Origin of the sequence: Pseudomonas sp. NY11955 (genome assembly GCF_048068035.1) — a bacterium.
Classification (GTDB): domain Bacteria; phylum Pseudomonadota; class Gammaproteobacteria; order Pseudomonadales; family Pseudomonadaceae; genus Aquipseudomonas.
Genome location: NZ_JBLUPS010000016.1, coordinates 93,835 through 116,116 on the forward strand (window position 1 = coordinate 93,835; position 22,282 = coordinate 116,116).

Sequence of the window (22,282 nt, forward strand, 5' to 3'; positions counted from 1 at the left end):
AGCTTACTTCTTGCCCAACTTGCGAAGCTCATCCGACTCCACGACCCTGATGCCGTCCTCTTCCTCCAGCGCCAAGCGCCACAGCGCCCGGGCCAACGTACAAGCCTCGATCCCGCGGTACTTGCCAGGTATCAACCTGGAAAGCGGTGAAACCAGCTGTTCAGTGAGCCGGGGTTCTATCCGCTCGCCCAGCAGGAACGAGGGCCGAGCGATGGTCAGTTGCGGCCAGTCCTGAGCCTTGAGCGCTTCTTCCATCTCGCCCTTGACCCGGTTGTAGAAAATGGACGACTTGGGGTCGGCGCCCATTGCACTGACCACCAGCAGATGCCGTGCGCCCATTTCCCGGGCACGTTTGCTGAATGCCACCACCATGTCCAGGTCCACTGCGCGGAACGCCGACTCGGAGCCGGCCTGCTTCAACGTAGTGCCCAGGCAGCAATAGGCAACATCGACGCGCCCGGCCAATTGCGGGAGAAACACCGCCGGGTCGCCCACCGGGTTTTCCAGGTGTGGGTGCTCGGCCAGCGGCCGGCGGGTGGGCGCCAACACGCGGGTAATGGTGGGCTCGTTGAGCAGGCGGTCCAGCAGGTGTTCACCCGTCAGGCCCGTGGCACCGGCAAGCAGGACATGCTGAGGCGTCAAATACATGATGTCTCTCCCTTGTTACACACAAGCTTAGTGGTTGCCGGGCGTTTTTGCCTGTTCCCCCACGTCGGCCTGTGCGGCGTTACGCAAAGCTTCTTCGGCCTGTTGGCGGCGCAGGTGCTGCCAGTGTTCAAGTACCGCTGGCGGCGCCCATAGCTGCGGTTCAGAGGCCTCGAAGCCTTCCCTTTGTTCTCTTTCGGCAACGCTGGCGCGCGCCAGTTCAAACGCCTGTTTCAGGTCGTCGGTCTGGTTCAGCGCTTCAGCGAACAGGGCATCGCCAAAGTAGGTGAAGTCGGCTTCTTCCGAGCAACCGAAGGAGACGCGGTCGGCCCGGGCGGCGGTCATGATCAGCGTGCGCTGATCTTTGAGTGGGGCGATATAGCCCCCTGAATAGCAGGCGGAGATGACGATTACCTTGTCGCGGTCCTTCAGCGGCGCCAGGGCGGTGGCCAGCTCGTCGGCGGACAGGTCGGCCAACTGCAGGCGCGGCTGGTCGAGCACCAATTGGTGGTCCTGGCTGCCATGGCTGGTGAGGTAGATGAACACCAGGTCTTCGGGGCCGCTGCGTTCGGCCAGGGTGCTGGCGGCCCGGGTGAGGTTTTCGCGGGTGGCCATGGGGCGGGTGGCCATATGGTCGCGGTGGTTGACCAGGGTCACTTGGCCACGGGCGCCAAAGCGCACCTTGAGCATGTTGCTGACGTAGTCGGCTTCGCGCAGGAACACGCTTTGCTGGCCATCGCCGGCCACCACCAGGCTGTACAACTGGATCGGCGGCGCCGAGCGTGGTACCCGGGCCAGCGCTTCTTCCAGCAGCCGGCCCTGGTTGAGCAGGGCCAGGTCCAGCGGGTCGGGCAGCAGCTTGCCTTTCTGGTCGCGCACGCGCACGCCGTTGGCCCACACACCGCTTTCAACCTTGCCACTGGCCAGGATCAACCGCCCATGGCCATGGTAGGCATCGTTGAGAAAACCGCCGATGTACTGGCTGCCGTCGGCCAGTTGCAGGCTACCCTGGCCCGACAGGCGCCAGTCGGCGAACTCACCTTTGTAGTGGCTACCATCGCTGCCCAGCAACTCACCTTCGCCGATCAGCGAGCCGTCCTTGAACTCACCGATCCACACATCGCCGTCGGCATTTTCGTAGCGACCACGGCCTTCCAGGCGATTGTCCTTGAACTCACCGATGTACTGTTCGCCGTCAACGCTGTCGTAGGTGCCGCTGCCTTGCAGCTGGCCATTGATGAAGTGGCCGCTGAACTGGTTGCCGCTGGCATCGCTGCGTACCCCGGCACCGTTGGGCTTGCCCTTGGCGAACAGGCCCTGGTAGCGGCTGCCGTCGGCCAGTTCCAGCTCGCCCGCGCCTTCGTAGAGGTCGTCCTTGAACTGGCCACGGTAGGTCTGGTCGGCTTGCTTGAGGGTGCCTTCGCCGTCGCGGCGGCCATGCTTGAAGGTGCCGCCATAGTGGCTGCCGGGGGTGGTCAGGTCGCCCAGGCCCTGGAACAGCCCCTCGGCGAACTGGCCACGGTACACCTCGCCGTTCTGGCCATGCCATTCGCCCTGGCCGTGCCACTGGCCGTCCTTGAAGCCGCCGGCGTACCAGCTGCCGTTGGGGTAGTCGATCCGGCCCTCACCCTGCAGCAGGCCATCGACCACCTGCCCCCGGTAACGCCCGCCGTCAGGCAAGCGTGCGTCCGGCGGAAGTAGCGATTCGCCATCGCCACAGGCGGCGAGCAGCAGGACCAGGGTAATGGGAAGCAGTGGACGCATGGCGAGGACCGGGCAATAGGTCTGCCGAGTATGACGCAGAATGGGATCCTGAGACAGCGAGTGCAGGTCGGGGGATTGGGGGAGGACTGGCAGGTGCATGCCTTGAGTGGTTCGGCGCCTGGGAGATCGAGCGCCGCCCGCGCGGCGCATCGCGAGCAAGCTCGCTCCTACATTTGTTTCGGGCCAGTAACGCCTGGGCCATCGCGCGCGACCGCCTCGTTTGTACGACGTAAAATCGAGCCATGCGCCAAGGCGTCCGCGCGCAAATCCCACAGGATTAATTGGCCCGAAACAAATGTAGGAGCGAGCTTGCTCGCGAAGCGCCGCGCGGGCGGCGCTCGATCTCCCAGGCGCTTAACCACTCAAGGCATGCACTTTTATGCCCAGACACCATCCCAAGGCATGCACCTCATTCCCTCAATGCCCCCGCAAGAATTCCGTCATCCTCCGGTTCACCTCTTCAGCCGCCTCCATCTGCACCATATGCCCTGCCTCCGGCAGCACCAGCACTTCTGCCTCAAGCCCTTCGACATGGCTGGCCGGGATGATCGCGTCCTTGCCGCCCCACACCACCAGTGCCGGGTGTTGCCCCAACACCCCACGCAGGTCGTGGCGCTGCCGGTCACCGTCGGCGATGGCCGATGCCAGCTGGCGCAAGGCGTCATCAACACCTTCCAGGCGCTTGAACTTGAGCATGTCCTCAAGCATTTGCCGGGTGACCAGCGCCGGGTCGGCAAACAGCTGCACCATCTGTGGTTTGAGTGCGTTGCGGTTGGCTGCGCTGACAAAGCCTTGCAGGTATTGCCCGTTGATCGCGTCACCCAGCCCGGCGCTGGCGATCAGGCTCAGGCTGGCAACCCGCTGCGGTGCCAGGCGCGCCACGTTGAGGCTGACCGCACCGCCCATGGAGTGGCCTGCCAAGTGGGCCTTGGCGATGTCCAAGTGGTCGAGCAGGGCCAGCACGGTTTCGCTCAGTTCATCCAGGTCACCCCGTTGCAGGGCCTTGGCCGATTCGCCATGCCCCGGCAGGTCGAGGGCGATCACTCGGCGCTCTGCAGCCAAAGCCGGGTGATTGAACAGCCAGTTGTTAAGGTCGCCGCCAAAACCATGCACCAGCACCAGCGGTGTGCCGCCTTCGCCCAGTTCGAACCAGCGCAGCAGGCGGCCACCCACTTGCGCTTTCTGCGGAGCCGGCCCCTGGGCCTGCTCGGCGCCACCCTCGGCGACGAACTCGGCCTGGAAACGCTGCACCACCGCATCGATCTCGGACTCCAGCGCTTCGCCTTCGACAACCACCGCCAGCAATGCGCCGACTGGCAGTGTTTCATCCGGTTTTGCCACCTGGCGGCGCAGTACGCCGCTGAACGGCGCCTCGACGCTGCTGCTGATCTTGTCGGTCTCGACGTCCAGCACTTCGTCGCCCTTGTTGATCTCGTCACCTTCCTGCTTGAGCCAGGTGTCCACCCGGCCCTCGGTCATCGACAGGCCCCACTTGGGCATGGTCAGGGTATGGATCTGGCTCATGCGGCGCTCCTTGCAGCTTCGATCACCTTGCGCACAGCGGCTTCGATCTTCGCCGCGTCAGGGATGTACAGGTCTTCCAGGGCGTCGGAGAACGGCACCGGGGTGTGTGGCGCGGTGACCATCTCGATCGGGCCCTTGAGTGCGCCGAAAGCTTTCTGCGCCACCAGCGCGCTGATGTCGGTGGCCATCGAGCAGCGTGGGTTGGCTTCGTCGATCACCACCAGGCGGCCGGTTTTTTCCACGCTTTCCAGAATGCTGTCCTCGTCCAGCGGGCTGGTGGTGCGCAGGTCCAGCACCTCGCAGTCGATGCCCTGGCGGGCCAGATTGTTGGCGGCCTCCAGCGCCACATGCACCATGCGCCCGTAGGTCACCAGGGTCACGTCGTCGCCATCGCGCAGGAAGTTGGCTTCGCCGAACGGCACGGTGTACACCTCTTCCGGCACCTCGCCCTGCATGCTGTACAGCAGCTTGTGCTCGCAGAAAATCACCGGGTCGTTGTCGCGGATGGCCTGGATCAACAAGCCCTTGGCATCGTAGGGCGAAGACGGGCACACCACCTTCAGGCCGGGAATGTGCGTCCACAGTGAAGTGAGCATCTGCGAGTGCTGGGCTGCCGCACGCAGGCCGGCGCCGTACATGGTGCGCATCACCAGCGGGGTGACCGCCTTGCCGCCGAACATGTAGCGGAATTTGGCGGCTTGGTTGAGGATCTGGTCCAGGCAGCAGCCGGCGAAGTCGACGAACATCAGTTCGCACACCGGGCGCAGGCCCTGGGTGGCGGCACCGACGGCGGCACCGACGTAGCCGATTTCCGACAACGGCGCATCGAGCACGCGGCCCGGGAACTGGTGGTACAGGCCCTTGGTCACGCCCAGCACGCCACCCCAGGCGTCATCCTCGCCGGGTGCGCCAGCACCGCCGGCAACGTCTTCGCCAATGATGAACACCGTGTCGTCGCGGCGCATTTCCTGGGCCAAGGCTTCGTTGATGGCCTGCTGGTAGCTGATCTTTCTTGCCATGGTGGTTCTCCTGTTGTTCTTGTAATCCGCGGCTCAGGGGTAGGCGACGTAGACGTCGGTGAGCAGGTCGGCGGGCTGTGGCTTGGGATCGGATTTGGCGCGGCGTACAGCGTCTTCGATCAGGTCCTCGACGCGGGCATCGATGGCGTCCAGTTGCTGGGCGTCGAGCAGGCCTGCGCGGGTGGTCTTGTTGCGGAACTGCATGAGGCAGTCGCGGGATTCGCGCAGGTTCTTCACTTCATCGGGGGCGCGGTAAGTTTGCGCATCGCCTTCGAAATGGCCGTAGTAGCGGCTGAGCTTGACCTCGATCAGCGACGGGCCTTGCCCGGACCGTGCGCGCTCGATGGCAGCGCCGGCGGCCTCGTACACGGCAAAGAAGTCGAAGCCGTCGATGGTCACCCCTGGCATGCCGAAGCCGGCGGCGCGGTCGGCGATGTGGTCGCAGGCAACCGACCAGTTGGAGGCCGTGGCCTCTGCGTAGCCGTTGTTCTCGGCCACGAAGATGCACGGCAGGTTCATGATCGACGCCATGTTCATGGCTTCGAACACGGCACCCTCGTTGGAAGCGCCATCGCCGAAGAAGGCCACCGACACGTCATCGCGGCCCTTGAGCTTGGCCGCCAGTGCCGCGCCGGCCACCAGCGGTGCGCCGGCGCCGACGATACCGTTGGCACCGAGCATGCCCTTTTCCAGGTCGGCAATGTGCATCGAGCCGCCCTTGCCGCCACACACCCCGGTCTTCTTGCCGTAGATCTCGGCCATCATGCCGTACACGTCCACGCCCTTGGCGATGCAGTGGCCGTGCCCACGATGGGTCGAGGCGATGCAGTCGCTGTCGCGCAGGTGGGCCATGACGCCGGCGGCCGACGCCTCTTCGCCGGCATACAGGTGAACGAAGCCTGGTATTTCGCCGGTGGCGAATTCCACGTGCAGGCGTTCTTCGAAGGCACGGATGGTGCGCATCACTTCATAGGCATGCAGCAGTTGTTCGGTACTGAGTTGATTGGACATCTTGTTGTTCTCCAGGGTTGTCTCAACACGGGTTTGCGGGGTGCAGCCGGTGGCCACGAGGGACGGCCAGCAGGTGATGGCGGGCGGCATGCGCCAGGACGGCCTCGACGTCCACGCTGAGTGGGCCTTGGTGATCGAGGGTGATGGTGGGCGTGTCATGCGCCGCGAATTCGATTTCGCGTTCGCCGTCTAGCGCCAGGGTGCCGCTGGCCAGGCTCAGTCGATGGGCGACACCCGGTGTCAGCGGGCCGCTGGCGGTGATGCCACAGGCTTGCAGCAGGCCGGGGGCCAGCGGCGCGAGCAGCGCTTGCTCGGCGCCGGGGTTCAGCCGTACCCAGGCGCCGTGCGGGTCGTGGCGCGATACTGGGCACCACAGCCCGCACAGGGCCGACAGGCCAATGGCGTGGGGCTCGGCGAAGCAGGCAAAGACTTCGCAGAGGTCCTCGCTGCGGCTGAGTGCGCGGGCACCGATGAAGCGTTGCGGCGACACCGCCACCTCGACCAAGGCCCACTCGGTCAGCTGTTGTTCGGGTACTTTCACCAGCAGGCGCTTGTTGCGGCGCAAGCCGATGCTGGCCGGTACCCGGCCACTGGCCAGCAGGCCGCCGGCCAGGCCGGCGCTGGTGGCTTCACGCAGTTCCGGGAAGGCGTTGTTGGTGCCGGTGGACAGGGTCAGCAGCGGTACGTCGCCTGCTTCGGCGGCGACCGCCTTGTGGGTGCCATCGCCACCGAGCACGGCGATCATCGCCACGCCGCGCTCGACCATGCACCGCGTGGCCAGGCGGGTATCGGCCACGGTTTGAGTCAGCGGCAGGTCGAGTATCTCGATGGCAGGCCAGTGCTGATCGCGGGCCCCCGGGCCCTGGCTGGCCTTGAGCACGGCGGCGGCGATGCCGGTCATGTCGCTGGGCAGCAACACCTGGCCGATGCCGGTGGCGCCGAAGGCAGCGAGCAGGCGCTGAATCGCCGAGGCCTTGTCGGTGCTCGAATAAAGCCCGGCATTGGCGGTCAGGCGGCGTAGGTCGCGGCCAGAAGCAGGGTTGGCAATGATCCCGACACTCGGGGCGGGTAGCGGCATGGCGCACCTCGTATTTTTGTTTGCAAGGGCAGGAGCAAGCGCGGTGCCAGTTTTCTTTGCGTTAACTGAAGTGGCCGGGCTAGAGGGCTTTGGTCGTGTTCGGGCAGGCCTTCGCGGTTGTGTCGGCGAGACGCCGGGTGCCAGCGCGGACGTGGCCTGGCCGAGACGCTGAGACGCTACGTCTCAAGCCAGCCGGTAATCACACAGTGCTTGTCGGGGCATGCCCGGAGGCGCTTAATGGCCCGACAACGATAAAAACAGCAACGAGAACCGGAGGGCCTGAATGCTTGCCGCGAACTCCCGAGCCCATGTCGACTGCGTCAGCAGGGTGTTGAAGAATGCCGATCGCCTGCCACAGGCGCCGGTACCACCGCTGATCCTCGATTCCTGGCGCCGCTCCATGGATGTCTACCGCCTCGACCCCGGTTCCCAGCAGGGGCCGCGTATTCTGTCGCAAAGCCTGCTCAACGAATGCCGCGAACGCGCCGAGCTGTTTCTGCGCATTGCCAGTGATGCCGTGGCACGCCTGCATGAACGAGTGCGCGGCGCCGATTACTGCGTGCTGCTGACCGATGCCCAGGGGCGCACCATCGATTACCGGGTCGAGTCGGCCATCCGCAACGACTGCCGCAAGGCCGGGCTGTACCTGGGTACCTGCTGGTCGGAGGGCGAGGAGGGCACCTGTGGCGTGGCGGCAGTGTTGACCAGCAAGGCTCCGGTCACGGTGCACAAACGCGACCACTTTCGCGCCGCGTTCATCGGCCTGACCTGCACTGCCGCACCGGTGTTCGATCCGCTGGGTGAGCTGCTGGGTGTAGTGGATGTGTCGGCCTTGCAGTCGCCAGACGATCGGCGCAGCCAGCATCTGATCCGCCAACTGGTCGAGCAAACCGCCCGCGAGATCGAAAACGCTTTCTTCATGCACAGCGCCCAGGGCCATTGGGTGATGCGCGCCCATGGCACGCCAGGCTATGTGGAAAGCCAGCCCGATTACCTGCTGGCCTGGGATGCCGATGGCCGCTTGCAGGCGATCAACAGCCTGGCGCGGCAACGGTTGGTGGAGCGCCTGGGGCGTTTGCCCGAGCATATTGGCGAGCTGTTCGACCTCGACCAGCTGCGCCGGGTGAGCGCGTCGTCAGCCCAGCGACTGCCTGGCTTGGGGGGGTTGTATGGCCGGGTCAGCGCGCCGCAACGACGCCAGCGCGCGCAGCCCTTGCGCCAGGCCCAGGACGTCCGGATCGAGCAGCATCTGCGGCTGGCCACGCGGGTCAAGGACTGCAGCTTGGCAGTGCTGGTGCTAGGCGAAACCGGGGCAGGCAAAGAAGTCTTCGCCCGCCAGTTGCACCAGCAAAGCCTGCGCCGCGACGGCCCGTTCGTCACACTCAACTGCGCGGCCATCCCGGAAAGCCTGATCGAAAGCGAGCTGTTCGGCTATGTGGCAGGCGCCTTTACCGGGGCCTCCAGCAAGGGCATGCAAGGGCTGTTGCAGCAGGCCGATGGCGGCACGCTGTTCCTGGACGAAATCGGCGACATGCCGTTGCAATTGCAAACCCGTTTGTTGCGCGTGCTGGCCGAGGGCGAAGTGGCGCCGTTGGGCGCGGCGCGGCGGGAGAGGGTGGATATCCAGGTGATCTGCGCCACCCATCGCGATCTGGCCGCGATGGTGGAGGATGGGCGTTTCCGTGAGGATCTGTATTTCCGCCTGGCCAATGCCCGCTTCGAGTTGCCACCGCTGCGCGAGCGCGAGGACCGCTTGGGGTTGATTCACCAATTACTGGCCGAAGAAGCCGAGGCTTGTGGGGTGGAGGTGGTGTTGGCCGATGATGCGCTGCAAGCGTTGTTGGTTTATCGCTGGCCGGGCAATTTGCGCCAGCTGCGGCAGGTGCTGCGCTATGCCTGTGCGGTGAGTGAAGGCGGCCAGGTTCGCTTGCAGGACTTGCCACAAGAGGTACGGGGCGAGGCAGCCGTTTCGAGCGAAAGTGGCGTCTCCTGCCCGGCCCGGCAGTTGTTGCTGGATGCGCTGATCCGCCATCGCTGGAAGCCGGCCGACGCGGCGCGGGCATTGGGGATTTCGCGGGCTACCCTGTATCGGCGCGTGCACGAGCACCGTATCGACATGCCGCGGATGAAAGGCTAGGGCCCTGGCAGGCATAAAAAAACCCCGGAACACGTCCGGGGTTTTGGGTACATCACACTACACGATCACTCCTGGCTAGCCAGTTTGTGCTCGAGGTAGTGAATGTTGACGCCGCCTTTGCAGAAACCTTCATCACGCACCAGGTCGCGGTGCAGCGGGATGTTGGTCTTGATGCCGTCGACGACGATCTCGTCCAGGGCGTTGCGCATGCGCGCCATGGCTTCGTCGCGGTCTTTGCCGTAGGTGATCAGCTTGCCGATCAGCGAGTCGTAGTTCGGCGGAACCGAATAACCGCTGTACAGGTGCGAGTCGACACGTACGCCATTGCCGCCCGGTGCGTGGAAGTGCTTCACCTTGCCTGGGCTCGGGATGAACTTCTTCGGGTCTTCGGCGTTGATCCGGCACTCCAGCGAGTGGCCACGGATCACCACGTCTTCCTGGCGGAACGACAGCTTGTTGCCAGCGGCGATGCTCAGCATCTCCTTGACGATGTCGATACCCGTGACCATCTCCGACACCGGGTGCTCAACCTGCACGCGGGTGTTCATCTCGATGAAGTAGAAGCGGCCGTTTTCGTACAGGAACTCGAAAGTGCCGGCACCACGGTAGCCGATCTCGATGCACGCATCGACGCAGCGCTTGAACACTTCCTGGCGGGCTTTCTCATCGATACCCGGGGCTGGCGCTTCTTCCAGTACCTTCTGGTGACGGCGCTGCAGCGAGCAGTCACGGTCGCCCAGATGGATGGCGTTGCCCTGGCCGTCGGACAGTACCTGCACTTCCACGTGACGTGGGTTGGTCAGGAACTTCTCCAGGTAGACCATCGGGTTGCCGAAGGCAGCACCGGCTTCGGTACGGGTGAGCTTGGCCGAGGCGATCAGGTCCTCTTCCTTGTGCACCACGCGCATGCCGCGACCACCACCGCCACCGGCGGCCTTGATGATCACCGGGTAGCCGACGTCACGGGCAATCGCCAGGGCGACTTCTTCGTCTTCCGGCAGCGGGCCATCGGAGCCCGGTACGGTCGGTACGCCCGACTTGATCATCGCGTCCTTGGCCGAAACCTTGTCACCCATCAGGCGAATGGTGTCGGCTTTCGGGCCGATGAAGGCGAAGCCGGATTTTTCCACCTGCTCGGCGAAGTCGGCGTTTTCCGCCAGGAAGCCGTAACCCGGGTGAATCGCGGTGGCGCCAGTCACTTCGGCGGCAGCGATGATCGCCGGGATATGCAGGTAGGAATCCTTGGACGATGCAGGGCCGATGCAGACCGATTCGTCTGCCAGGCCCAGGTGCATCAGTTCACGGTCGGCGGTGGAGTGCACGGCGACGGTCTTGATGCCCAGCTCTTTGCAGGCACGCAGGATCCGCAGGGCAATTTCCCCGCGGTTGGCGATCAGGACTTTTTCGAGCTTCCCAGACATCGTTGGCTCTCCGCGATTCAAACGATGGTGAACAGCGGCTGGTCGAACTCAACCGGCTGGCCGTCTTCTACCAGGATGGCGTCGATGACACCGCCAACATCGGCTTCGATGTGGTTCATCATCTTCATGGCTTCGACGATGCACAGGGTGTCGCCTTTCTTCACGGACTGGCCAACTTCAGCGAAGTTCGGCGAGGTCGGCGAAGGCTTGCGGTAGAAGGTACCTACCATTGGCGAGCGGATCACGGTGCCTTTCAGGGCCGGGGCAGCAGCAGCGGCTTCGGCGGCTGGGGCTGCAGCGGCAACCGGGGCAGCGGCCGGGGCGGCAGCCATTGGTGCTGGTGCGTAGAACTGCTGGGCAGCTGGGGTCTTGCTGTGACGGCTGATACGGACCGACTCTTCGCCTTCCTTGATCTCCAGTTCGTCGATGCCAGACTCTTCCAGCAGCTCGATCAGTTTCTTGACTTTACGGATATCCATTAATCATCAACTCCCAAAGGTTCGGTCAGGGGGCGAAATACAAAAAAACGTATCGGAACGTTTCTCTCGAACCCCGGCCCACTTAGGCCAGGGTTTTCATCATTTGGGCTGTGCGTTGGCAGCCAGTTGTTCCAGCGCGGATTCCAGGGCCAGGCGATAACCGCTGGCGCCCAGACCGCAGATCACCCCTACGGCGACATCGGAAAAGTAGGAGTGGTGACGGAACGGTTCGCGTTTGTGCACGTTGGACAGGTGCACTTCGATGAATGGGATGCTCACCGCAAGCAATGCGTCACGTAATGCGACGCTTGTGTGGGTGAAAGCAGCCGGATTGATCAGGATGAAGTCCACACCCTCGTTGCGTGCGGCGTGAATGCGGTCGATCAGTTCGTATTCGGCATTGCTCTGCAGGTACTGCAGATGGTGGCCTGCGGCGCGGGCACGTTGCTCCAGGTCCTGGTTGATCTGGGCCAGGGTCACGGCGCCGTAGTGGCCTGGCTCGCGAGTACCGAGCAGGTTGAGGTTGGGGCCGTGGAGCACCAGTAGCGTTGCCATCTGCGGATTCCTTGGATTTGTAGGGCAATTCGACACAGCGCGGCGAGTGTGCCGTAAAGCGACGGCAAGTGTCCAGTTCCCGGCAATAGCCAGCACGATGTCCGAGATTCACGCGAAATATGTGACCAAATAATTAAATCCGGTCACTGATTTCAGGATTTTTCCGGGCTCGCGGGAAGTTATAGACCGACTTTGCCGCGTACGCGTGTCAGAATTTGTGCAAATTCAGCGGCGTTTATCTCGCCAATCACCCGATCGGCGGTAATTTCGCTGCCGTTCGCGGCAAAGAACAGCAGGGCAGGCGGACCGAACAGCTGGTAGCGGTCGAGCAGTTTGCGTTGCTCGGCATTGCTTTCGGTGATGTCGAAACGCAGCAGTTTGAAGCCGGCTAGGTGCGTCTGTACCTGGGGGGCATTGAGCACCTCGTGCTCGATCACCTTGCAACTGATGCACCAGTCGGCGTACCAGTCCAGCAGCACGGGCTGGCCGGCGGCCTTGGCTTGTGCCAAAGCCGCGTCCAAAGCGTCAGGCGTGGTGAGGGTCTGCCAGGCATCGGCTTTTGCTGCTGGGCTACCGCTAGCGGCCGGTGTTGCAACAGGCAGTGGCCGCAGAGGGTCGCCCTGGCCACTGAGGGCGCCGTACCAGCAGGCCAGCGCGTACACCAGCAAGGCCAGGCCGAGCAGTTGCGCCAGGCGCTGCGGGGCGGTCTTGACGACGAACTCCAGGGCGCCGAGGAACAGGGCCACGCCAGCGGCGAGGAAACCGACCAGCAGCAAGGTCACAGGGCCTGGCAGCACACGGCTGAGCAAGCCGATCGCCAGCCCCAGCAGCAACACACCGATGGCGTTTTTCACCGTATTCATCCAAGGGCCGCTTTTCGGCAGCCAGGCTGCGCCGCCGGTGGCTACCAGCAGCAACGGTGCACCCATGCCCAAGCCCAGGGCGAACAGCTTGAGTGCGCCGCCCAGGGCATCGCCGCTGGCGCTGATGTACAACAGGGCACCGGCCAGCGGCGCCGATACACACGGAGAAACCAACAGGCTGGAGAGCACGCCGAGTATGGCTGCGCCCAGCAGCGAGCCGCCGCGGGTGTGGTTGGCGACGTTGTTCAGGCGGTTGCTCAGGGCCTGGGGCAGCTTCAGTTCGAACAGGCCGAACATGGCCAGGGCGAATAGCACGAAGAACAGCGCGAAGGGCACCAGCACCCAGGCCGACTGCAGGCGCGCCTGCAGGTTCAGGCCAGCGCCGAACAGCCCCATCAGGGCGCCGAGTGCCGCGAAGCTGGCCGCCATTGGCAGCACGTAGGCCAGTGACAGCGACAGCCCGCGCAGGCCGCCAACCTGGCCGCGCAGTACCACACCCGACAGGATCGGCAGCATCGGCAAAACGCAGGGGGTGAACGTCAGGCCGACCCCGGCGAGGAAGAACAGCAGCAGCGATTTCCAGTTCCAGCCGTGTTCGCTTGTGCTGGGGGCGTTGGCAACGCCTTCGCCATCGATGCTCAGGCGTGCGGTTTCCGGTGGGTAGCACAGGCCCTTGTCGGCGCAGCCCTGGTAGCCCACCAGCAACGTGAAGGCGCGCGGGTCGTTGCGCGGCAGCTCGATGTCGAGCACGCCGTGGTACACCTCGACGTCGCCGAAGAATTCATCGTGCTTGGCCTCGCCCTTCGGGATGTTCGGCGTGCCCAGGGCGATGTCGGCCGGTTCCGTGCGGAATTGGAAACGGTGGCGGTAGAGGTAATAGCCATCGGTGGCGATGAAACGCAGTTTGATGGTTTGCGCATCGGCTTGGATCAGGTTGAGCTTGAAGGCCTCGTGCACCGGCAGGAAGTCGGCGTTGTTGGCCAGCGACGCGGCGCCGAGGGTGGCACTGGGGCGGTTGTCGAGCAGGCCCGTGGCGAACGCAGGGCTGGCCAGCAGCAGGAACAGCAGGAAAAACAGGCGGCGCATGGCGGACTCGCGAGGTGGAACGTGCTGGCATGATAGCGGAGTTGATGGGGGTTGGGGCCAGTAGTGCCTGCCATGACATGTGTGGCGCCTGGGAGATCGAGCGCCGCCCGCGCGGCGCATCGCGAGCGAAGCTCGCTCCTACGTTTGTTTCGGGCCAGTAACGCCTGCACCAACGCGCGCGACCGCCTTGTTTGTACGACGCGATATGGAGCCATGCGCCAAGGCGTTCGCGCGCAAATCGCACAGAAATAATTGGCCCGAAACAAACGTAGGAGCGAGCTTCGCTCGCGATGCGCCGCGCGGGCGGCGCTCGATCTCCCAGGCGCTGAAAGATCCAGCTCAGACCCTGAACGCCCGCACCGCCCGGTTCAGCTCACCGCCCAGCCCCAGCAACTGCTCGCCCTGCTCACGGCCCTCACCAATACGCTGCAGGTTGTCTTCACCCAACTCATGAATCCGTTCGCTGTGGTCACGAATCTCGCTCACCGCGCCACTCTGCTGCGCGGTTACATCGGCAATCCGCACCGCCGTGTCCGAAATGGTACGAATGGCACAGACAATCTCATCCAGCGCCCCATCCGCTGCCTGCGCCCGGCTCGCCGTGGCCTCGGCATGCTCCAGTTGTGCGCGCATACCGGCCACCGAGCTCCTGGCTGCCTGCTGCAAGCGGTCGATCAACACCTGAATCTCACCGGTAGCCCCCGTGGTGCGCTGCGCCAGCGAACGCACTTCATCGGCCACCACGGCAAAGCCACGGCCCATCTCGCCCGCCCGGGCCGCTTCGATTGCGGCGTTCAACGCCAGCAGATTGGTCTGTTCGGCAATCGAGCGAATCACCGTCAGCACGCCGCCGATGGTGGCCGACTCCTCCGCCAGTTGCTCGATCATGCGGGCGTTGCCTTGCACTTCATCGACCAATTCACGCAAGCCCGACAGGCTTTGGCCAATGACCGCCTGGCCCTGTTCCACCGCACGCCCGGCATCGCGGCTGGCGTCGGCGGCGGCGCTGGCATCACCGGCCACTTGCTGGATGGTCGCCTCCAGTTCACCGAGAGCATCGCGGATCTGCCCGGTATCGCCGGCTTGACGCTCAGCGCCGTCGTGCAGGGCGGCGCTCATGCCCGCAAGGGCGTGGCTGCTGCCGGCCACCTGCTCGGCATTGTGGCGGATGGTGCCGACCAGCTCGACCAGGTACTGGCGCAGGCGGTTGAGCGACGCCTGGATATCGTGCAGCTCGCGGTTGGTCTTGCCCAGGGCGATGGCCTGGGCGAAATCGCCCTCGGCCCAACGCGACAGGGCTGGGGCCAGACCGGTCAGGGTGCGTGCCAGGCGCCGCTGCAGGGTGTCGATCAGCAGGGCGATCAGCAGGATAAGGCCAATCATCAGGCCCTGGATGATGCGCACCTCGGCAGCGATTTTCCCATGCTGGCCGCGGACCTCGGGTTCCAGCGCGGCGATGGCCTGCTGCACCGCCTCCAGGCGCTGGCCGGTGCTGGCGGCCAGGGCGGCGCGGCGTTCGATTTGTTCGCGGGTGCGTTGCAGTTCGGCCGGGTAGCGGCTGAGCAGGCTCTGCAATTCACGCTTCAGGCCCACGGCAATGTCTTCCTGCTGGGCGCTGGTCTGGGATTGCAGGCCCATCATTGCGGCGAAGTCGTCGGCGCCCGATTCGGCGGGGCGGGTTACGCCGAGCAGGGGCAGGCTGTCGACCACCTGGGCCTGGGCGCGGATCAGTTGCAACTCGCGCTCTACTTCGTCGGCCAGCTCCGGGCGACCGCTGCTGACCAGCTTGTCGCGAGCGAGCGACAGCCGGCCCAGGTGCAGGGTGGCGTCGAGCAGTGGCGGCAAGTAGCTATTGGCCTCGGCATTGCCGCTGTCCCGGGCGTAGCTGGCCAGTTGCTCGAAGTTCGCCCCCAGTTCCCGCTCGGCTTGCAGCAGCAGGGCTTGTGGGTCGCCAGCCAGCTTGCCGGCGGCCAGCAATTCATTGGCGGTGAAGGCCTGCAGGCTGTCCAGGCTGGGGCGTAACCTCGCGGCTAGCTCCACGGGCCAGTCGGCCAGGGCGGCCTGCAGCTGCTGGTTGGCCTCCATGGCGGCGGCATGGCGCAGGGCGTCGCCGTTGCCCAGGTAGGCCTGGATGTTGCCTGCCGCCTGGCTCTGGAACTGCTGGGACAGGCCCAGGTAGCGCTCCATCATCTGGTAGGGGCGCTCCAGGGCTCGCTGGGACCACCACAGAGTGGCGCCCAGGGCGAAACACACGGTCACCAGCAACAGGGTGTTGAAATTGGTTAGCCACTTCAGGCGCATAGCCGCGAGCTTCCTGCGGAGGGGAGTGGCGCCTGAAGTTATTGCGATTTTGTGACGGGGTGATGACGACAGGGGGTTGGCGCCAGAAAAAAAGTGGCACTGTGCCTTTATCGTCTGTTGCGGCCTCTTCGCAGCACAAGGCTGCTCCTACAGGGCGCGCGTTGCCTGTAGGTGCAGCCTTGTGCTGCGAAGAGGCCAGTACCGCCTACTAACGCCTCAGGGCTCTACGCGCACCACGCAATTGCGCCCCGCATGCTTGGCGCGGTACAGCGCTTCGTCCGCCGCACTGGCCATGGTCAGTGCATCCAGCCCCTCATCCAGCTGCACCACCCCGGCACTGAAGGTGCACTGCAAATCCCGCGGCTGCGCCGGGTAGAGAATTTCGGCAAAACGCCGACGAATTTCGTCCAGCACCTTGTGTGCCGCGTCCAGCGCGGTATTGGGCATGACGATGGCGAACTCCTCGCCACCATAGCGTCCAATGAAATCGGTCTTGCGCAAGCGCTGCTTGAGAAACAGCGCCAGGCTCTTGATCACCCGGTCGCCCATGGGGTGGCCGTGGCGGTCGTTGATCTTCTTGAAGTGGTCGATGTCGAGCATGGCAAAGCTCAACGGCTGCTGCTCACGTCGGGCGCGGAAGCTGCAGTCTTCCAGCAACTGCAGGATATGGGTGTGGTTGTACAGCCCGGTCAGGCTGTCACGTACCATGCGCGCCTTCAGGTGTCGGGCACGGGCGGCGCGGTTGCGCACGGTGGTGATCAGGTGGCGTGAGCGAAACGGCTTGGTCAAGAAGTCATCGCCGCCTTCGCTCATGGCATCCAGCTGCTTGTCCAGGTCGTCTTCGGCAGACAGGTAGATGATCGGCACGCTCACATAGCGGTCGCTGTGGCGGATTACCTTGGCCAGTTCCGGGCCAGTACAGGCCGGCATATACAGGTCGAGGATGATCAGGTCGGGCTGGAATTCGGCAAGCTCGGCCATGGTGCGGATCGGGTCGGTAAGGCTGCGGGTGAGCATGCCGGCGCCGGCCAGCACGCGTTCGGTGTACAAGGCTTGGGTGCGCGAGTCGTCGATGATCAGCACGCGCAACGGGTCGTGCGGGGTGGCGTTGGTCAGCAGTTCGACCTTTTCCAGCAGGCTGGAAGCCTCCAGGCTGCCGGTGAGAAAGTCCTTGCCACCGGCGCGCACGGCGGCAAGGCGGGTAGGGGTGTCGGCTTCGTGATGGCTGAAGAACAGCAGTGGCACATGCGGCGTCTGGCCCTGCTGCACCTGGGCGGCCAGCAGCAGGCCTTGGCCCGTGCCGGTGAAGTCGACATCCATGATGACGGCCGAAGGCGGATACTCGCTGATCGAGGCGAGAAACGCCGCGGCACTGGGCAGCGCTTGCACCACCAGGCCAAAGAATTCCAGTTGCTGGGCCAGGCGCTGGGCACGTTCGTGATCCTGCAGCAAGATGTACACCGGCTTGCGCGGGGGAGGCAGCAGCAGCGGGTCGAGCGGGTCGTCCTTGCGCAGGCCGTTACGCGTCAGCTGTTGGACGGGGCACTGCGGGGGCGGCTCGACTGCTTGGCTCATGTCCTGGCTACTTATAGGTTGGGATGTGCAGGGGCAATGATGGCTCTATGCTAGCAGCTCTTTTCAGCTGCGTGAGTGCCCTGCATCAACAAAGCCGCCAGAACGAATATTCAGTTACTGACTCAATGGTCGCTTATGCGTACGGTGGTGTCTGCTTTATAGTGCTGCCACGCGGGCTTGCCGTGGCACCCTGGCGCAGGCCTGTGGTCAAAGCCCCTGAACCGTCGTGACTGATTAAGGACAAAGCCATGCTGGACTGGAAAAACCGCGAGGCCAAAGCCGAGCCCCGTGAGCGTGTCGACGGCCGCGGCGCTGCCGCCCGTAGCTACCTTGGCGGCTTGTGGAGCCGTGCCCTGGGGACCCTGATCGGGTTGTACCTGCTGGTGTGTATCGGCCTGGGCTGGTACTGGAGCCAGGAGCCCGCGTTGTTCCCGGTGCAGCAGAATGCCCAGGCCGCTGCCGAGCGCACTGGCCAGCAGATGGTGGTGGGCTACACCACCCTCGAAACCCTCAAGACCGTGGCCGGCACCTTGCTGAACAAGCCGGGCGGCTACATTTCCAACGACCGCTTCCCGCCAGGGCTGTGGATGGACAACATGCCAAGCTGGGAATACGGCGTGCTGGTCCAGGTACGCGACCTGTCGCGCGCGCTGCGCAAGGACTTCGCCCGTTCGCAGTCGCAGTCCACCGAAGACGCCGACCTGGCCAAGGCCGAGCCGCGTTTCAATTTCGACAACAAGAGCTGGATCCTGCCATCGAGCGAGTCGGAGTTCGAAGAGGGCATCAAGTCGCTTGCCCGTTACCAGACCCGTCTGGCTGCCGGCGACAAGGGCGCGATCTTCTATACCCGTGCCGACAACCTGAACAACTGGCTGGGTGACGTGGCCACCCGCCTGGGCTCGCTGTCGCAGCGCCTGTCGGCCAGCGTTGGCCGGGTCAAGCTCAATAGCACGCTGAAGACCGAGTCGGTAGTTGCCGGCCAGGCGCCGCAGGTGGATGAGGAGCTGGTGGAAACCCCATGGCTGCAAATCGACAACGTGTTCTACGAAGCCCGTGGCCAGGCCTGGGCGCTGTCGCACCTGCTGCGGGCCATCGAGGTGGACTTTGCCGACGTGCTGGCGAAGAAGAACGCCACGGTCAGCGTGCGCCAGATCATTCGTGAGCTGGAAGCCTCGCAAGAGCCGTTGTGGAGCCCGATGGTGCTCAACGGCAGCGGCTTCGGCATGTGGGCCAACCACTCGTTGGTCATGGCCAACTACATTTCCCGGGCCAACGCCGCAGTCATCGACCTGCGTCAGTTGCTGTCGCAGGGCTGATGATGGCTATCAGCCCAACCGAGGCCGCCCACCGGGCGGCTTCCGACCGCGAGCTGGTCACCTGGGTGGACGAAACCGACCAGGTGCTGGGCGCCTTGCCCCGCGCCGAACTGCGCGAGCGAGGCCTGATCGGCCGTTGTACGTTCATTCTGCTGTTCAACAGTGCTGGTGAGTTGTGTGTGCACCGGCGTACCTTGAGCAAGGCGCTGTACCCGGGGTATTGGGATGTGGCAGCGGGCGGGATGGTCACGGCCGGGGAGGGTTATGCCGAATCGGCGGCGCGCGAGCTGGCCGAAGAGCTGGGGATTGAAGGCGCCGAGCTGCGCTTTCACGAGCGGTTCTACTTTGACCAGCCGGACAACCGCTTGTGGTGTGCAGTGTATTCGGCGGTGTCGGATGCGCCGTTGCGTTTGCAACCGGAAGAGGTGATCGAAGCGCGGTTCATTGGCCTTGAGCAGGCTGAGCAGGAAAGCCTCAGCAAGCCTTATTGCCCGGACTCGTTGGCGGCTTTGCAGCGCTATAAAGCCAGCCTGGGATAGTTGCGCTGGCAGTGCCGGCCCTTTCGCGGGCACGCCCGCTCCCACAGGGAATGTGCAGTTTTCTGGAGCGGCGCCGTAGCGGTGGGAGCGGGCGTGCCCGCGAATAGTCGCAAAACATTCGCAAAATGCCGCAATCCTGTACTTAGCAACGGCTGCATTTATCGTTACACTGCGCGCCCTTTTCGGGCTGTCGCAAGTCTTGCGGCAGTAGCGCCGCCCCTGCCAGAGTGGGGCTTCGCGGTCGGCCTCAACCCCAAGGCACGACCAGTTTTTGTCCTCAGCACAGAGGAACAAAAGTGGCCAAGAAAGCTTCTTCCTTTTCCGCCCTAGGCGGTCTCGTGTACTCCACCGACGCCGGTCGGCACTGCCCTGACTGTGGTCAGCCGGTGGACGCCTGCATCTGCAAGCAGTCAATCATCCCCGAAGGCGACGGCATTGCCCGTGTGCGCCGTGAGAGCAAAGGCCGTGGCGGCAAGACCGTGACTACCGTCACCGGCGTGCCGCTGCCGCTTGACCAGCTCAAAGAGCTGGCGACAACGCTCAAGCGCCGCTGCGGTACCGGCGGTGCCCTGAAGGACGGGGTTATCGAGATCCAGGGCGACCATGTCGAGCTGTTGATCGGCGAGCTGACCAAACAGGGTTTCAAGGCGAAAAAGTCCGGCGGCTGAGGCCATCGCGCGATTTTTTGCCCAGCGCTTTCTAAACTCGCTCCCGTGGCCAGGGTCTATGCCTGAGCACGGATGAATCGTCATTTTCAGCTTTTACACTCGCTCCGCTGCCTGCGGGGCAGTGTCTTCGACTTATCTATAGGGGACTTGAATGTCCGTACGACGCACACGCAAAGACGATGGTAGCCAATGGACCGTGGCCGACAGCCGCAGTGTTTATGGCATCCGCCATTGGGGCGCTGGTTATTTCGCCATCAATGAAGCCGGGCGCGTCGAAGTACGCCCCAACGGCCCTCAAAGCGCGCCTATCGACCTGTTCGAACAGGTCGACGAACTGCGCCAGAGCGGCTTGTCGCTGCCCTTGCTGGTGCGCTTCCCCGACATTCTGCAGGACCGCGTACGCCAGCTGACCGGTGCCTTCGACGCCAACATCGCGCGCCTGGAGTACCAGAGCAAGTACACCGCGCTGTACCCGATCAAGGTCAACCAGCAGGAAGCGGTGGTGGAAAACATCATCGCCACGCAAAACGTTTCCATCGGCCTGGAAGCCGGCTCCAAACCCGAGCTACTGGCGGTGCTGGCGCTGGCACCGAAGGGTGGCACCATCGTCTGCAATGGTTACAAGGACCGTGAGTTCATTCGCCTGGCGCTGATGGGCCAGAAGCTCGGCCACAACGTGTTCATCGTCATCGAGAAAGAGTCGGAAGTGGCGCTGGTGATCGAAGAGGCCGCCGAGCTCAAGGTGAAGCCTCAGGTCGGCCTGCGCGTACGCCTGTCTTCGCTGGCTTCGAGCAAGTGGGCCGATACCGGTGGCGAAAAGTCCAAGTTCGGTTTGTCTGCCGCCCAGCTGCTCTCGGTGGTACAGCGCTTCCGCGATGCGGGTCTGGACCAGGGGATTCGCCTGCTGCACTTCCACATGGGTTCGCAGATCGCCAACCTGGCCGACTATCAGCACGGCTTCAAGGAAGCGATCCGTTACTACGGCGAACTGCGTGCGCTGGGCTTGCCGGTCGACCACATCGACGTTGGCGGTGGCCTGGGCGTGGACTACGACGGCACCCACTCGCGCAATGCCAGCTCGATCAACTACGACATGGACGACTACGCCGGCGTGGTGGTGGGCATGCTCAAGGAGTTCTGCGACGCGCAGGGCCTGCCGCACCCGCATATCTTCTCCGAGAGTGGCCGCTCGCTGACCGCGCACCACGCCATGCTGGTGATCCAGGTGACCGACGTCGAGAAGCACAACGACGAGGTGCCGACCATCGAAAACAAGGAAGCCCTGCCCGAGACCGTGCAATGGCTGGTCGACCTGCTTGGCCCGACCGACATCGAGATGGTCACCGAGACCTACTGGCGCGCCACCCACTATATGGGTGACGTGGCCGCGCAGTATGCCGATGGCAAGATCAGCCTGGGCGAGAAGGCCCTGGCCGAGCAGTGCTACTTTGCCGTGTGCCGCCGCCTGCACAACTCGCTGAAAGCCCGCCAGCGCTCGCACCGCCAGGTGCTGGACGAGCTGAACGACAAGCTGGCCGACAAGTACATCTGCAACTTCTCGGTGTTCCAGAGCCTGCCGGACACCTGGGCCATCGGCCAGGTATTGCCGATCATCCCGCTGCACCGCCTGGACGAAGAGCCGATGCGCCGTGCGGTATTGCAGGACCTGACCTGCGACTCCGACGGCAAGATCAACCAGTACGTCGACGAGCAGAGCATCGAGACCAGCATGCCGGTGCATGCGGTGAAGGAGGGCGAGGACTACTTGCTCGGCGTGTTCCTGGTTGGGGCCTACCAGGAAATCCTGGGCGACATGCACAACCTGTTTGGTGACACCGACTCGGTGAACATCTACCAGAATGCCGACGGCAGCGTGTACCACGCCGGTATCGAGACCCACGACACCATCGAGGACATGCTGCGCTACGTGCACCTGTCGCCGGAGGAGTTGATGACGCACTACCGCGACAAGGTGGCCAGCGCCAAGATCACCGCGCGTGAGCGGACCCAGTACCTGGATGCGTTGCGCCTGGGGCTGACCCGGTCTTCGTACTTGTCTTCTTGAGTAAGTCTTGAGTGTTGTATTGCCTGTGAGATCGAGCGCCGCCCGCGCGGCGCTTCGCGGCACAAGGCCGCTCCCACATTTGTTGCAACGTGCCGAACCTGAAAGGCCATGGTTGCCAGCCTTGTTGGGCTGGCTGGATTTCTGAGGTGGCATCGCTGCCGCCCCACCTGCCTCAAGCCTTGCACCAAGGCTGACAACGCCTCTCCCACAGGCATGGCCACGTTGCAACAAATGTG

At 64.1% G+C, this 22,282-nt stretch carries 17 protein-coding genes; 5 read left to right on the top strand and 12 right to left on the bottom strand.

What is annotated here, in order from left to right; genetic code table 11:
- Nucleotides 1-3 precede the first annotated feature (3 nt).
- The 6 genes from ACNFBR_RS24460 to ACNFBR_RS24485 all read right to left on the bottom strand — a co-directional run bounded on the left by ACNFBR_RS24460 (nucleotide 4) and on the right by ACNFBR_RS24485 (nucleotide 7,041).
- Nucleotides 4-648, bottom strand: coding sequence for an oxidoreductase (locus tag ACNFBR_RS24460; protein ID WP_416737141.1), 645 nt, complete (start codon nucleotides 646-648; stop codon nucleotides 4-6).
- 27 nt (nucleotides 649-675) lie between these two features.
- Nucleotides 676-2,409 (bottom strand): C13 family peptidase, encoded by a 1,734-nt coding sequence (locus ACNFBR_RS24465; protein ID WP_416737142.1) that lies wholly within the window; start codon nucleotides 2,407-2,409, stop codon nucleotides 676-678.
- 417 nt (nucleotides 2,410-2,826) lie between these two features.
- A complete protein-coding gene (locus tag ACNFBR_RS24470) occupies nucleotides 2,827-3,933 on the bottom strand; it encodes an acetoin dehydrogenase dihydrolipoyllysine-residue acetyltransferase subunit (protein ID WP_416737143.1) in 1,107 nt (368 codons plus the stop codon).
- Complete coding sequence (locus ACNFBR_RS24475; protein WP_114167874.1) at nucleotides 3,930-4,952, bottom strand: alpha-ketoacid dehydrogenase subunit beta; 1,023 nt, start codon at nucleotides 4,950-4,952, stop codon at nucleotides 3,930-3,932. Before ACNFBR_RS24475 ends, ACNFBR_RS24470 begins: the two co-directional genes overlap by 4 nt.
- A gap of 33 nt (nucleotides 4,953-4,985) precedes the next feature.
- Nucleotides 4,986-5,963: a thiamine pyrophosphate-dependent dehydrogenase E1 component subunit alpha gene (locus ACNFBR_RS24480; protein ID WP_416737144.1), complete on the bottom strand. Its 978-nt coding sequence runs from the start codon at nucleotides 5,961-5,963 to the stop codon at nucleotides 4,986-4,988.
- A gap of 22 nt (nucleotides 5,964-5,985) precedes the next feature.
- Entirely contained in the window at nucleotides 5,986-7,041 is a 1,056-nt protein-coding gene (locus tag ACNFBR_RS24485; RefSeq protein WP_416737145.1) for an ATP-NAD kinase family protein, read from the bottom strand.
- A 283-nt stretch (nucleotides 7,042-7,324) separates the two neighbouring features.
- Here ACNFBR_RS24485 and ACNFBR_RS24490 point away from each other — a divergent pair, with 283 nt between their 5' ends.
- Nucleotides 7,325-9,178: a sigma-54-dependent Fis family transcriptional regulator gene (locus tag ACNFBR_RS24490; RefSeq protein ID WP_416737146.1), complete on the top strand. Its 1,854-nt coding sequence runs from the start codon at nucleotides 7,325-7,327 to the stop codon at nucleotides 9,176-9,178.
- A gap of 65 nt (nucleotides 9,179-9,243) precedes the next feature.
- On the opposite strand, the gene accC is transcribed toward ACNFBR_RS24490, so the two are convergent.
- From accC to ACNFBR_RS24520, 6 genes are all read right to left on the bottom strand, one after another.
- The gene (gene accC / locus ACNFBR_RS24495) at nucleotides 9,244-10,599 is read right to left on the bottom strand and encodes an acetyl-CoA carboxylase biotin carboxylase subunit (protein ID WP_085676829.1); all 1,356 of its coding nucleotides are present in this window, start codon (nucleotides 10,597-10,599) and stop codon (nucleotides 9,244-9,246) included.
- A gap of 17 nt (nucleotides 10,600-10,616) precedes the next feature.
- Entirely contained in the window at nucleotides 10,617-11,078 is a 462-nt protein-coding gene (accB, locus tag ACNFBR_RS24500; RefSeq protein WP_110745197.1) for an acetyl-CoA carboxylase biotin carboxyl carrier protein, read from the bottom strand.
- 99 nt (nucleotides 11,079-11,177) lie between these two features.
- Nucleotides 11,178-11,633 carry a type II 3-dehydroquinate dehydratase gene (gene aroQ / locus ACNFBR_RS24505; protein WP_003255330.1) on the bottom strand — a complete coding sequence of 152 codons (456 nt, stop codon included), beginning with the start codon at nucleotides 11,631-11,633 and terminating at the stop codon, nucleotides 11,178-11,180.
- A gap of 179 nt (nucleotides 11,634-11,812) precedes the next feature.
- Nucleotides 11,813-13,582, bottom strand: coding sequence for a protein-disulfide reductase DsbD (locus ACNFBR_RS24510; protein WP_416737147.1), 1,770 nt, complete (start codon nucleotides 13,580-13,582; stop codon nucleotides 11,813-11,815).
- Nucleotides 13,583-13,921: 339 nt separating this feature from the next.
- Nucleotides 13,922-15,883, bottom strand: a complete 1,962-nt coding sequence (locus ACNFBR_RS24515; protein ID WP_416737148.1) for a methyl-accepting chemotaxis protein — start codon at nucleotides 15,881-15,883, stop codon at nucleotides 13,922-13,924.
- Nucleotides 15,884-16,099: 216 nt separating this feature from the next.
- A complete protein-coding gene (locus ACNFBR_RS24520) occupies nucleotides 16,100-17,458 on the bottom strand; it encodes a diguanylate cyclase (RefSeq protein WP_416737149.1) in 1,359 nt (452 codons plus the stop codon).
- Between the two features lie 248 nt (nucleotides 17,459-17,706).
- On the opposite strand from ACNFBR_RS24520, the gene ACNFBR_RS24525 reads away from it, so the two are divergent.
- The 4 genes from ACNFBR_RS24525 to speA all read left to right on the top strand — a co-directional run bounded on the left by ACNFBR_RS24525 (nucleotide 17,707) and on the right by speA (nucleotide 22,046).
- Nucleotides 17,707-18,774: a DUF2333 family protein gene (locus ACNFBR_RS24525; protein WP_105948281.1), complete on the top strand. Its 1,068-nt coding sequence runs from the start codon at nucleotides 17,707-17,709 to the stop codon at nucleotides 18,772-18,774.
- Nucleotides 18,775-18,776: 2 nt separating this feature from the next.
- Nucleotides 18,777-19,313 (top strand): NUDIX hydrolase, encoded by a 537-nt coding sequence (locus ACNFBR_RS24530; RefSeq protein ID WP_416737150.1) that lies wholly within the window; start codon nucleotides 18,777-18,779, stop codon nucleotides 19,311-19,313.
- A gap of 296 nt (nucleotides 19,314-19,609) precedes the next feature.
- The gene (locus ACNFBR_RS24535) at nucleotides 19,610-19,981 is read left to right on the top strand and encodes a translation initiation factor Sui1 (protein WP_416737151.1); all 372 of its coding nucleotides are present in this window, start codon (nucleotides 19,610-19,612) and stop codon (nucleotides 19,979-19,981) included.
- Nucleotides 19,982-20,132: 151 nt separating this feature from the next.
- A complete protein-coding gene (speA, locus tag ACNFBR_RS24540; RefSeq protein WP_416737152.1) occupies nucleotides 20,133-22,046 on the top strand; it encodes an arginine decarboxylase in 1,914 nt (637 codons plus the stop codon).
- The last annotated feature ends 236 nt before the right edge of the window (nucleotides 22,047-22,282 follow it).

Excerpts from the sequence above, each read along its gene's own strand:
- ACNFBR_RS24460 (WP_416737141.1), bottom strand. The coding sequence starts at position 648 with ATGTATTTGACGCCTCAGCATGTCCTGCTTGCCGGTGCCACGGGCCTG.
- ACNFBR_RS24465 (WP_416737142.1), bottom strand. The coding sequence starts at position 2,409 with ATGCGTCCACTGCTTCCCATTACCCTGGTCCTGCTGCTCGCCGCCTGT.
- ACNFBR_RS24470 (WP_416737143.1), bottom strand. The coding sequence starts at position 3,933 with ATGAGCCAGATCCATACCCTGACCATGCCCAAGTGGGGCCTGTCGATG.
- ACNFBR_RS24475 (WP_114167874.1), bottom strand. The coding sequence starts at position 4,952 with ATGGCAAGAAAGATCAGCTACCAGCAGGCCATCAACGAAGCCTTGGCC.
- ACNFBR_RS24480 (WP_416737144.1), bottom strand. The coding sequence starts at position 5,963 with ATGTCCAATCAACTCAGTACCGAACAACTGCTGCATGCCTATGAAGTG.
- ACNFBR_RS24485 (WP_416737145.1), bottom strand. The coding sequence starts at position 7,041 with ATGCCGCTACCCGCCCCGAGTGTCGGGATCATTGCCAACCCTGCTTCT.
- ACNFBR_RS24490 (WP_416737146.1), top strand. The coding sequence starts at position 7,325 with ATGCTTGCCGCGAACTCCCGAGCCCATGTCGACTGCGTCAGCAGGGTG.
- accC (WP_085676829.1), bottom strand. The coding sequence starts at position 10,599 with ATGTCTGGGAAGCTCGAAAAAGTCCTGATCGCCAACCGCGGGGAAATT.
- accB (WP_110745197.1), bottom strand. The coding sequence starts at position 11,078 with ATGGATATCCGTAAAGTCAAGAAACTGATCGAGCTGCTGGAAGAGTCT.
- aroQ (WP_003255330.1), bottom strand. The coding sequence starts at position 11,633 with ATGGCAACGCTACTGGTGCTCCACGGCCCCAACCTCAACCTGCTCGGT.
- ACNFBR_RS24510 (WP_416737147.1), bottom strand. The coding sequence starts at position 13,582 with ATGCGCCGCCTGTTTTTCCTGCTGTTCCTGCTGCTGGCCAGCCCTGCG.
- ACNFBR_RS24515 (WP_416737148.1), bottom strand. The coding sequence starts at position 15,883 with ATGCGCCTGAAGTGGCTAACCAATTTCAACACCCTGTTGCTGGTGACC.
- ACNFBR_RS24520 (WP_416737149.1), bottom strand. The coding sequence starts at position 17,458 with ATGAGCCAAGCAGTCGAGCCGCCCCCGCAGTGCCCCGTCCAACAGCTG.
- ACNFBR_RS24525 (WP_105948281.1), top strand. The coding sequence starts at position 17,707 with ATGCTGGACTGGAAAAACCGCGAGGCCAAAGCCGAGCCCCGTGAGCGT.
- ACNFBR_RS24530 (WP_416737150.1), top strand. The coding sequence starts at position 18,777 with ATGGCTATCAGCCCAACCGAGGCCGCCCACCGGGCGGCTTCCGACCGC.
- speA (WP_416737152.1), top strand. The coding sequence starts at position 20,133 with ATGTCCGTACGACGCACACGCAAAGACGATGGTAGCCAATGGACCGTG.